The sequence below is a fragment of the Rhizobium sp. WSM1274 genome (assembly GCF_025200775.1).
Taxonomy (GTDB): domain Bacteria; phylum Pseudomonadota; class Alphaproteobacteria; order Rhizobiales; family Rhizobiaceae; genus Rhizobium; species Rhizobium leguminosarum_I.
This window is the reverse complement of the sequence record NZ_CP104138.1, coordinates 511,375-522,609: the sequence shown is the minus strand read 5'-3', so window position 1 is coordinate 522,609 and position 11,235 is coordinate 511,375. Positions and strand designations below refer to the sequence as shown.

The following is an 11,235-nucleotide window of genomic DNA, read 5'->3' as shown; positions in this document are numbered from 1 at the left end:
TTCAAACTGACGATTTGAATGGCGCACTTTAACAGGATACCCGATGTCGCCCGAGTTCACCCACGACACCGAACCGGCGGAACGGTTCGTTCTCGAAACCGATCAGGCACCTGAATTCTGGCAGTTCCTTAACGGGCTGCGCGGCGATGATCTGCTTGTCGAACTGATTGTCAACGAACTCGACGCGCGTTCGTCGCGTACCGAGATTCGCTTCGAGCTGGACCGGCTAATCTGTGCCGGGAACGGTGCCCCCATTGATGACCTCGGCTGGCGTCGTCTGAGTTTCATCAAGGGAGCCGGCCACGCAGTGCGGGCCAAGGTCGGCATGTTTGGCGTCAAGAACCACGGGCTCAAGGCTTGCTTCACGCTGGGCAATGGCATCACTTTGCGCTCGGCGAGACACCAGATCCTGCAATCATTGTTCGCCAACGGGGAGGACGAGCCTCCCTACCCTGGCGTGCGCGTTCCTCCACGTCCTGACCCAACCGCTCCCGCGACCGGCACGCAAATCGAGGTTCCCTACAGACGTAAGCCCTTTTCTGTTCGGCATGGCGAGGCGATCGAATTTGCAGCGGTCAGCGACGAACAGATAGCAGGCGTCTTCACCGACGCAATCGCTACGTTGCCCAAGCGGCTGCTCGGGATCATGCGCCCAGGCATGCTCGAGAGCTACAGGCTCGTCCTCTCACATCACGCGCTAGGATCACACACTTTCGTCTTTTCCGCTGGTCGCATTCGACGCGAACAAGGGCTTATCACGTACTTCCGCGACTGCAAGGAGATGCTGGACGGTGGTGACAGGTTACTGGAACGCGAGCAGGCCTGCCTTGCGGTTTCGGGAGAGCGCTCGCCGAACAAGGCGCGTTTTTTCCAAGCGGCGGAGTATTGTTCGGGCGGCAAAAGGCTTTTTGCGCGCGACGAGCTCCTGATCGAGGTAGCTTGGGGCGTCGATGCGAGCGGCAGACTCAAGCTTGGGAGCGGCCGCTTGCGCTATCCAGTCGCCTATCCCGGCGACGATCCACGTTCCGCGAGCGGCACGAAGGCGCATTATTCGGGTGCATTCCTCTCCGACACCGAACGTCACGAACTCGCCGCACAATCGAGTGCGTGGAACGAAAGGATCGTCGCAGCGAGCGACGCTGCATTCGCTCAAGTGCTAATCAAGCTGCTCGTCCCACGGCACGGCGCCAAGGCGCTGGAGCTCCTCGGGGTGCTCGACGGGGAACGGCTGCGGCTCTTTGCCAACCGCCTCCTTGCCGCCCGGGCATTTCCGGTGATCGATACGCGGGGAAAGCGGGCCCAGCATAAGCGAGGCACCACCCTGATCGTGCCGGCCTACAAGGGTGCTGAGGGTGAATGGTCGGAAGCGCTCGCGAAGATCGCCCCCGCCGCGCTGCCGCTCCTCCATCCTAAGACGCCGCCCGCGCTGGTTGAGTTGCTCGGCACGGGAAAGTGCGAAGGCTGGAACTCGAACCATCTACGGTTCGACGGCCAGGATGTGCTCCACCGCCTTGAAGCGCCTGACGCAGGATGGTTTCCTTGGCGCAGTGAGGCGGAGTGGCGGCGGGTGCTCAGCGATGCCGTCACTGCTAGAGCGCATCTCGATGCCCTCTATCCTTATATAACCAAACAGGCACCCTCGGACCGTCCGAACGCGAGCGCCGTGCATCTGCCCGATGGCGAAGGTAGGATCCATCCGCTGTCACGGCTAAGGCGCGGCGCATCAATCCCTGCCGAGTTGCTAGAGCTCGACGTGCCGCCGACGATACATCCGGGGCTACGAAGCCACCCCATATTCAAGCTCAATGGTTGGAGGCTCGAGGGATATGCACTGCGCAACTTGTTGCGAGACGGCAGCCTCGAGACCAAACCGATAGCGGTCCGCAAGCGTTTCTTCAGCTGGCTTGCGGCCAATCCCGACGAGCTCGCTCGCGACGATTGGCCAGCGGTCAAGGCTCTTCCGATTTGGCCAGCAGTGAATGGGACGGTGCGTCCTTTTGAGGAGCTGTGCTTGCCCGAAGCCAAGGTTGCGAACCTGCTTGGCGAGCATATTGCCAAGCCGACACACGAGGTACGCGCACTGTGCACGAGTCTCAAGCCTAGCCGTGCCAACCTAACGCTGCGGCACGAGCCAAGTCCCGCCGAGATTCTCGCGTTCTATGCGCATCTTACCGGCGCGTTTCCAGTGGATCGTGCTCTCGATGCCGGAGAGCGCACTCGGTTTCACGCGTTGGAGGCAGCATTGACAATACTCGCCAATTCGAAGCGCGCGGCGGGTGCGTTGCGGGCGTTGCGGGGCTCCGCGGTTGCGCTCAATCTGGCGGGCGAACTGAAGCCGGTGCATCTGCTGGTTCGCGGGAGGGGCGAGATTGCAAGGCTGGCGCTCCAGCCGAAAGACCTCATCGACCGGCCGGCGCTGAGCCTCGATGCAGTGTTACCGCCAGGGCGCAAACCATCGGCGCGGATGGCGCTCGAGGCCATGCGTGATGATGCGGGTAACGAATCCGCCCGCCTGCCCCGGCTTGCGGCCATTACCGATGCTGACGATCCTGATATTGCCGACGAGCTGCGTCAGATACCATGCCTCCCCTATCAGGGAAAGTTGGTCGCCCCGGAGCGACTCGCCTTTAAAGGCAATCTGGGCGAGTTTTGGGGCGGGTGGAAGCTGCAGATCAGCGGCGACGGCCTCGCTGACAACGTTCAGGATCTCTACCGTAAAGCTGGCGTCATCCGCGGCTTACCGACACCCGAAACTTCGCGCGGCTATTTCGAATGGCTCGACACGCAGCCGCGAACGACGGTAGCCGTGCAAATTGCCTGTGTGATGCGGCATATCCATCATCCGAAGGGTGTCGATGCATGGGTGTTGCAGCCTCCGGAGCTCCCCTGCATCCCGGTTGAGAACGGCTCCGCAGGCGAGTTGCTAACGCTATCGGCTGCGCGTCGGCAGGCAGTGGTCGACGATTTCCCAGAACTGGCAGAGGCCATCCGGCGCGATACACTCAACCCGCGGCTGCGTCTCGCGATCCACAGTGTCCAGATGGTTAGAAATCCCATCGCCGATGAGCTGCGACAATGGCAGATCCAGACCCTGTCGTCGCTCGCGACGGAGCCGGTCAACCCTGCCGGACGAGATCAGGCACCGGCCCCCGCGGACTGTCTCGACGCGGTTCATGCGATCGGCAGCGCGGCCGGAGCGCGGCATTTCCGCAAGCAGCTGCAGGAGGTCGATGTCACCCAGCATATGATCGAGCCGCAGTTCCAGCGCCGTCTGCTGGCGATCAACCGAATCGTAATCGCCACCGGCCTTTCCATCCAATATCGGATTCGCGGGCGCCGGTATCGTGCAGCGCGGCAGTGGGCGGTGCTACCCAATGAGATCTGGCTTGATCGCGGGGGCGACCAGGACGATTTGTTGATGAAGGCGATCGCCGACATAGTGTTTGTGAAGCCGAGGCCGCGGTGGTTGAGCTCGGTCCTGAAGGACGCACTCAACCACCGCGGGCGGGAGTTTCGACCAGGGGAGATACCAGACAGCTACGAGCCGGACACATCCGACGAGCGGCCCGGCGACAAGGAAACGAGTGAATCCTCTAGGCCGCATCCCGGATCAACACCGGATCCAAAGCGAAACGAGCCTAATCCCGGCGAACTTTATTCAGGCGCCGGGGCCCGCCCTGGTGATCGCCATGCGGGAAGCACCCGGCCCCAAGTGATCGCCGAGGACATTCAGCGTCGCCAGCTCAAAATGGACCATTACGCGTCGCACTGTCAGATCGAATTAGCACGGCGATCGCCAAACACGCTAGCGCCGGGCGGGTCCTATGCCGAGTTCGCCGAGAACCGTATCCTAATGCTACAGGCGCACCACCCTGACAAAACTTCGGCCAGTGGCGCGCGTCATGCTGGCAACCTCATAATCCTATCAAAGGTCAATCACGACGCGATCGGCACGCGGCTGAGCCGCAAGGACATCACCGATGCCTTGCGCAAGCGCTGGACAGTTCACAGTATCTTGAAGATGGACGGAAAGGTCTGGCTCACCGGTGGGATCGCGGCGGCGATCGACAAGGTGTCCGGTGAGGCGATCCCGATCTTCTTCACCGATTGGCACCGCGACTATTGGCTGAAAATGGACCCGACCTGACCGTCACCGCCGCAGCTTTTGGTTGCTTCGCGGCTTCGTCATGCGGGAGATATCCGACTTGCGGATCGCGTCGTGAAGAGACTTGGAGCGGTCAGGAGGAATGGCAGCAATCCTAGGGATCGACCGTCTTTTGCCACTATAAAAACAACACCGGCTTGATAAGCGGTTACGCGGAAGTCTAAGGTTTAGGCGAATGCCCACACGAGGCTCTTGGCCATCCCGCTCGGGAGATAAATTTGGGAATCAAAATCGACATACCAGCTAGCGGTTTCCATTCTAAGTGAATAGCTGGCATGTAGTGTGTTTTGTGAAAGCATACTGAATCGCAGGGCTATGCATGATTGCGGAATGGGGGCCTTCTTGGTGGGGTCGAAATATAACAGGGTCCCCGAAATGGCGCCTGCTCCGAAATGACCAGGAACTTTCGCTGGTAGTCGATGGTCAATCAAGCGCAATCGATATTGGGAATGGAACCTCGTGCCAGGTACGCCCAGGCCTGTTTTGGACGAGCATCACACTCCACCCGGGACGCCCTGACGTGCTGAAAGTTGATGGCTTGCCAAATGCGCAAGGGGTAAACCTGATCGCGTCCATGGCTGCCATTTTGGCTGAGGTGGAACTTCGCGAAGACGTCGCGTTTCTTCAACATGCCGATCAGGTCATGTCAGAGTGGTTTCGTCAGAAGCAAGCCCAAGAGAATACGGCTAAGACTGAGCGACGATGGCTCACCCACGAGATGCACGCGGCATTGGAAACGACCCGTCCGGCGATTGACGTTCAGGATGTTCGCGCGCGCCTGACGAAAACCGGCGTGCGATCGAGACTGGGCAACAAAGCCGCAGGCATAGACCTTTCCCTACTAATGTGGGAAATCGCCCCCCAGGTTTTGTGGCATATCCTAAATATGGCTCATACCGAACGCGAACTGAAGATCTGCAAGGGTCTATTCGATAGCGTGGAAAGCAAACCATTGACCGAAGAACAGGCGCGAGCGGTAATCTGCTTCGACAACCGCGTGCAGGTAGTGGCCTCGGCTGGCTCGGGCAAGACATCCACACTGGTCGCCAAGGCCGCATATGCTATCCACCGAGGTTTCGTTGCACCCGAACGTATCGTGTTGCTGGCATTCAACAAGCAGGCGGCAGAGGAACTCAAAGATCGTGCCGCTAAATCATTTGAAAGGTTGGGGATGGACGGCGTTTCGGTGGAAGCCTCGACCTTCCACGCGCTGGGTCTCCGGATAATAGGGAAGGCTACCGGGGAAAAGCCCGACATTCCAGACTGGGCAATTGATGCAGCTGGTGGCTTTCGAAAACTGACCGAGATCATCGATCAGCTCAAAGATCAATCTCCGATTTTCAAAACACAGTGGGATCTCTTCCGCTTCGTTTTCTTTCGTGATCTGCCCAAATTTGGCTCATCTAGCCCAGCCGATGTATGGGATGATCTTGGCGCAGGGCGCACGCTCACCGCTGACGGGAAGCGGGTACGCAGTCAGGAGGAGGCGATCATATCCAACTGGCTTTTTTACAACGGCGTGAACTACCTCTACGAGGAGCCTTACAAGTTCCGGACCGCTGACGCGGCCCACCGCCAATACCGCCCGGATTTCTACTATCCGGACATCGATCTTTATCACGAGCATTTCGCGCTTAACGCCAACGGCGACGCCCCGCCGCATTTTAGAGATTATGTCGCAGGTGTTGAATGGAAGCGGAAGCTGCATGAAGAGCTTGGTACTTCCTTGATCGAAACAACCTCGCACCAGATCCGCACCGGCATATTGTTCGAGCACCTAACTGACGAACTGACTAAAGGCGGCATCGAACTCGATCCAGATCCAGATCGCGCAATTCCGGACGGGGGGCAAAAGCCGATAGCGCCTGAGGAACTTGCAGGGCTTGTCCGAACCTTCATCAGCCACGCCAAGAGCAATTGCCTGACAATTTCCGCCTTGCGTCAGCGGTTGGATGCCATGCCCGAAGACACCTTCAAGCACCGTTACCGGATGTTCTTGGATATTGTCGCTCCCATCCTAGTTGCGTGGGACGCCGCTTTGGTGGCCGAGGGCGGCATAGATTTCGAAGATATGCTCAACCGTGCAGCCGAACATCTCGAAAGCGGTCATCACGAGGAGCCATACGATCTGGTCATGGCGGATGAGTTTCAGGACGCTTCCCGGGCACGTGCCCGCCTTTGTCGCGCCCTGGTCCGCAAACGTGGACGGTTTTTCTTCGCCGTGGGCGACGACTGGCAATCCATCAACCGATTCGCTGGCGCGGATGTTTCAGTTATGACAGGTTTTCGCGAATGGTTTGGCCATGGGCAAATCCTTAAGCTAGAGCAAACATTCCGCTGCCCTCAGGAGCTTTGCGACGTGTCGAGCAGGTTCATATCCAAGAACCCTGCCCAGATCCGCAAAGGGGTACGGTCAGTCACTCCGGCCGTTGGACCAGTTCTCCAGGCCGTTCAGGTGGATAGTAAAGAAAAATTGACCGGCGCCATTGACCGATTCCTGGAGCAATTGGCAACCGGCATTCAAGAAGGCACAATCAAGCCCGGCCCTAACGGAAAGGTGTCAGTCTATGTATTAGGTCGCTACAACGCCGACAGGCAATATATACCAAGGCGCAAATTCCGCTTCGAGCGCTGGGTTGATCTGTCGTTTCTTACCATTCACCGTTCCAAGGGCAGCGAGGCCGACTACATAATTCTGCCTGAGATGCTTACCGTTCTGCGAGGTCGCAGTTTCCCGAACACCCGAACGGATGATCCTGTATTGACCTTAGCGATGCCTGCAGGGGACGACTACCCTTTGGGTGAGGAGCGCCGCCTTTTTTACGTTGCCTTGACCCGAGCACGACGCAGTGTCGTCTTATTCACCGTGCGTGGGCAGTGCTCCAGCTTTCTCCGGGAGCTTGAGGCGGATGGGGGCGTGGCAATCACCTCCACAGATGGAAATGCCGTCCAAGAGGAAAGCTGCCCCGCGTGTAAAATGGGAGCCCTGATTTGGAGGAACGGTCGCTACGGCGAGTTCCGCTCCTGTTCAAACTTCCCAGCTTGCCATTACAAGCCCCGGCGAAGTGGCGAACGAGCAAGTTAGGGTTATCTTTGCATGGTTAGCGATTTCTTATGAGCTGTTTGAGCGAAAATTACGGTGAGATTTTCGGCAACCTAGATATCAAGCCGAGATCAAAGGGATGACGATAGAATATGATCACTATAGCCGGTAGGGATTTCGCGCGGCCACCACAAAGCGTAGAAGACGTTATTCAATTGACAGCCCAAGTCATGCCAGCGTTGCTGAGGCACCTCTCTACTGAGCAAGATTTCTACTGGTTCGTGATCGAGCAATATGATCGGCTTTACGGTTATCATGATACGCTAGACGAAATGCTCGAGACCATTGGGCTCTTAGAGATTGAATATGAAGGACAGCGCTCAGAAACTTCGTATATTGGAAAGCCTAATCCGGGCATCGTCTTTGTTGAAGATCAGATACGGAAGCCGCTTTCTCGTGAACTTGATGAAGGGGCCATGCATTTCGTGCTCGTTGGGATTCTCACTGCGGTCGCCAGCTCCAGCGCGGTAAAACTATTGGAAATTCGCCGTAAGCACGCAACGCATTATCACAACAACTGCATCGAGAAGGGGCACTTCAACATGGCCGACAAGTGGGTCGAAGTTCTCGATGCCATCGATAAGCAATAAATGCAGTTACTGAATTGCCGCTTGGAAGCCATGGACACGATCGAGGAGAAAGATTTCCTCACTACACGCTGGCATTAACCAGTGCCCGCACGAGACGCTTGGCCATCGCACTTGGTTCTCCAACGGGACTATCAGCCGCCGACCGAATTTCGTAAAGCCACTTCTGCTCCTCCTTCGTCATGGGCGTGCCGAGCATCCGCTCAAAGAGGCGAATTGCGTCCTCATCGTAGAACTGTCGCGCGGCCATACGAAAGAGCTGCCCCCCATCGACGCCGATGACCGAGCCAACCTCTTCCACCCGATCGAGGGGAAGCTTGGCATCTCCCCGTAAAACCATATGGAAGAGCGGGCTTGCCAGAAAGCTTCCGGCAGGGGCCGGCACCGACATTTCTGCCATTCGTCCCTTCAAGAAAGCAACTAGGTTGAGGCTGCTGTTAGTCATTGATTGCTCCTGCGCTTGCATCGATATTTCATTTATAGCGCGCGACGGTTGGGGTAGCTGAACTCCCTATGATGTGCCTTCTGGAGCACTCGAAGGTTGAGAGCGCGCTCTTGGCGCATCTCTCTGAGATGGCGCGCATGGCATCCGTCATGATTGACATCGGCCGCTGTCGCGTGTCTGACTTTGTCATCAGGTGTTGGAGGGATCTGTGGGGAGAAATACCTTTAATGGCGGCGGCACCATTTTGCATCCCGGCAGCAGCTTTTTTAGCCATAAGGGCGGTCCTGGGCGAAAGCGAAAGCCGGCAGATGGAAGTGACACCCCAGGGCCTGCGAAGCCCGGAAGCATTTGCGACTTCGGCCCCTGGCGACCCAAACGGCGGAAGGTAGTCGTAGTCGTCGCCAAGTCAAAAACCCGAACAGTCAACGATGTTCAACAATCCGAAGCGGAGCGACTAAGGGCTACAGCGAAGGGTCGTATCGCTCGGGCAGAAAAGCTCGCTCGGCGGAAAGACGCCCAAATAGCTGATCTGAAGAAACAGCTAGCGATTGTGCAACGAGAGTATGAGACAATCAACGTAGCTCTTGGCTTGGCACGTGTGATCGACCTCGACGGTAGCAATCTTAATGATGCGAATGCCAAGCTTGACCTTCTTCTGCGTCCACTGCTTTCTGCCACGTCGAACGCGCACGTGAAGTCAGCGAAGAAGGCAGCTCGGCGCAAGAAGGCTTTAGGTCGAGTGCGCTAGGCTTGATCACGGATCATTATGCTTTGATAGCCACATTTCACGCTGAAAGGTTAAGCCAACTCCCCGCGTTTCCGCGACTTCATATGTCTTAGAAACAACCCCATTACCCGATTGTCATGGATCTGGGCCAGACACATCATCAAGACGCGCCGTTCATCAACCTGGAGGGTGCGAGCCACATAAGGGACCTGCCAGAGCGAAAGGTTGGAATAGCCCCTTAGGTAGCAGGTAAAAGTAGACTCCTTGGTGAAACCAACCGCCTTCATGAAATACTCGCGCTCAATACCAAGCTCTACTATGCGGTCGGCAATCAGCTTAGCAAGCGCAAGGCGCGCCTCGGGGTTAGACATTATCCACCTCCCGTGCTTGCTTGCGCTTTGCTGCTTTTGGCTTCTTTCGCCAAACTTTCAGCATAGCGTCGATCCGTGGCTGTACACGGTCGCGGGCTTCACTTCGTTCTATACCGAGGAGAAGGAGCGTGTCGTAGTCTGTCATTTCGTGTCGGAGAAATGTCTGCATGGTGATACCCACTGCCTGACCAAGCGAGGCATCCCGCCAGTTTCTCTGAGCGATTTCACTGGAAAAATATGAAATAGCGAAATCGGGGCAGCCCGGATGATGGTGTCGGATGTGCTGCTCGATGGCATCCAAAGGGAATTTCGCCATGTTGCCCTCCAATAAAGAGGACGTCTATATAGTATGATATGCGAGCGAATGATACGAAAGTAAGTATTTACTTAAGTACCTTTTCCACAGATTTGTCGCCGTCCGATCAATACTTTAATAGAGGTAGCTTTTTGGATGCAGCTGAACACCAACGTGAAAAACACGAAGTCCTAGGTAAAGTGCGCTCGCGCGATGGGGATGCCTTCCGCGTCGGCAAGCTCCGGGCATCCTATCCTCCTCAGCCGACGAACACGCGCCCTCTGATTGCATCGAGACCTTTACATGCAATCGACCCGACCTTTACATATGTAAAGGTCGGACCGTGGATTTAGCGAAAAACAGCTTTCGATGGGGTAAACCTGTAAAGGTCCGACCGGCCAAAAACCCTGCATTTCCGGGCACGACCTTGACACAACTTTCCGAAAACTTGACAGAAATGGCGATTTTCGCAGTTTTTGGAAAAACGTAAAGGTCACAGTTCTTGAACGCTTCGTTGAACAGCGCGCATTTCGTTCTGAAACCCGATTTGCCTCAGCGCAATTGCGGATAATGAATACATATGACACGCAAACATGCCGGGGGCGGATTACGCATTTATGGATTGCCTTACTAGGCCGAGCCGAAAACATATTGGCTGATCCGATCAGATTGGCCCTCAGTCGCAGCAGAGAAAAGCTTAAAAGCACCGGAAGGCAGCATTGATGGAGGACGGTAGCTATTCTGGCGAAATTGACCACCATATATTTGGTGCTATTCAGAGGAGCATTCGAGGGAGCAAGCAGGATCTGTCCTGATCAAGACTCCCGCCCTATACCTCCTTAAGCAGCTGGCCGGCGTTAACCGGCCAGCGCTGCCCCGGCTAAAGTGAAATCTCGCTCAGCTCCCGACGCACGCGCGTTACGTCATCGCTAGTCTCGTAATGATAGGTGGCCTTTTCCAATTCGTGGCGGAGCCAATCGAGCGCGGCGATTGCAGCGTTGGCATTTCCCCGATGGATCTTCTGCTCGTCAGTCAGTTCGTCCCAGTCGTTGGCGTCGCCAACCATGTTACCGCGGCTATCGCGCTCGACGAGCTCCCCGCCGTCTACGTCAGGGTAATAGTCGGCGATCTCCCGCAGCGCAGCAGCCTCCTGGGGATCGGTGTCCTCAACCTTACGGGCAAGAAGCAGATAGTGCTCCCGGATGGAGAAGACCATTCCTGATGAACCCGTCTTCTTCGCAATTTCCTCCGGATAGGGAAGCATGAAGTTCGCGCAGTTCATCTCGGGAAGGTGATGTTCGGACATTTGGAGAATCCTTGTTGAATACCAGGGCCGGCACCACGCCGGAATCCTTGCCTCTTCAAAGCATTCTGCTGCCAGTGCCGGGAGGCGTTTTCTTCAGAGCTTGATGAAGTCTGCTTTTTCATGGTCTTCCGTTCTCCATTCTATGTGCTGGTTATAGCGAGCTGCCCAAGCAGGCGCATTGATAGTTGTGGCTTTTGGGCAACAATGTTGGATTACGGCGGTAGGAAACTAAACGA

At 56.6% G+C, this 11,235-nt stretch carries 7 protein-coding genes; 3 read left to right on the top strand and 4 right to left on the bottom strand.

Annotated features, from left to right (window positions below; all coding sequences use genetic code 11):
* Positions 1–43 precede the first annotated feature (43 nt).
* The 3 genes from N2600_RS02480 to N2600_RS02470 all read left to right on the top strand — a co-directional run bounded on the left by N2600_RS02480 (position 44) and on the right by N2600_RS02470 (position 7,858).
* On the top strand, positions 44–4,147 hold the full coding sequence (locus N2600_RS02480) for a hypothetical protein (RefSeq protein ID WP_260297871.1): 4,104 nt from the start codon (positions 44–46) through the stop codon (positions 4,145–4,147).
* A gap of 337 nt (positions 4,148–4,484) precedes the next feature.
* Positions 4,485–7,250 (top strand): UvrD-helicase domain-containing protein, encoded by a 2,766-nt coding sequence (locus N2600_RS02475; protein WP_260297870.1) that lies wholly within the window; start codon positions 4,485–4,487, stop codon positions 7,248–7,250.
* A 110-nt stretch (positions 7,251–7,360) separates the two neighbouring features.
* A complete protein-coding gene (locus N2600_RS02470) occupies positions 7,361–7,858 on the top strand; it encodes a hypothetical protein (protein WP_260297869.1) in 498 nt (165 codons plus the stop codon).
* A gap of 61 nt (positions 7,859–7,919) precedes the next feature.
* Here the strand turns inward: N2600_RS02470 and N2600_RS02465 are convergent, their stop codons facing one another.
* The 4 genes from N2600_RS02465 to N2600_RS02450 form a co-directional block, all read right to left on the bottom strand.
* A complete protein-coding gene (locus N2600_RS02465; RefSeq protein ID WP_260297868.1) occupies positions 7,920–8,300 on the bottom strand; it encodes a hypothetical protein in 381 nt (126 codons plus the stop codon).
* Between the two features lie 798 nt (positions 8,301–9,098).
* A complete protein-coding gene (locus N2600_RS02460) occupies positions 9,099–9,398 on the bottom strand; it encodes a hypothetical protein (protein WP_260297866.1) in 300 nt (99 codons plus the stop codon).
* Positions 9,391–9,714, bottom strand: coding sequence for a DUF2293 domain-containing protein (locus N2600_RS02455; protein WP_260297865.1), 324 nt, complete (start codon positions 9,712–9,714; stop codon positions 9,391–9,393). Before N2600_RS02455 ends, N2600_RS02460 begins: the two co-directional genes overlap by 8 nt.
* An 859-nt stretch (positions 9,715–10,573) precedes the next feature.
* Positions 10,574–10,999 carry a hypothetical protein gene (locus tag N2600_RS02450; protein ID WP_260297864.1) on the bottom strand — a complete coding sequence of 142 codons (426 nt, stop codon included), beginning with the start codon at positions 10,997–10,999 and terminating at the stop codon, positions 10,574–10,576.
* Positions 11,000–11,235: the final 236 nt, after the last annotated feature.

What these genes read in the sequence shown, in the direction of transcription:
- N2600_RS02455 (WP_260297865.1), bottom strand. Translation starts at nt 9,714, where the DNA reads ATGGCGAAATTCCCTTTGGATGCCATCGAGCAGCACATCCGACACCAT.
- N2600_RS02450 (WP_260297864.1), bottom strand. Translation starts at nt 10,999, where the DNA reads ATGTCCGAACATCACCTTCCCGAGATGAACTGCGCGAACTTCATGCTT.
- N2600_RS02470 (WP_260297869.1), top strand. Translation starts at nt 7,361, where the DNA reads ATGATCACTATAGCCGGTAGGGATTTCGCGCGGCCACCACAAAGCGTA.
- N2600_RS02465 (WP_260297868.1), bottom strand. Translation starts at nt 8,300, where the DNA reads ATGACTAACAGCAGCCTCAACCTAGTTGCTTTCTTGAAGGGACGAATG.
- N2600_RS02460 (WP_260297866.1), bottom strand. Translation starts at nt 9,398, where the DNA reads ATGTCTAACCCCGAGGCGCGCCTTGCGCTTGCTAAGCTGATTGCCGAC.
- N2600_RS02475 (WP_260297870.1), top strand. Translation starts at nt 4,485, where the DNA reads ATGATTGCGGAATGGGGGCCTTCTTGGTGGGGTCGAAATATAACAGGG.
- N2600_RS02480 (WP_260297871.1), top strand. Translation starts at nt 44, where the DNA reads ATGTCGCCCGAGTTCACCCACGACACCGAACCGGCGGAACGGTTCGTT.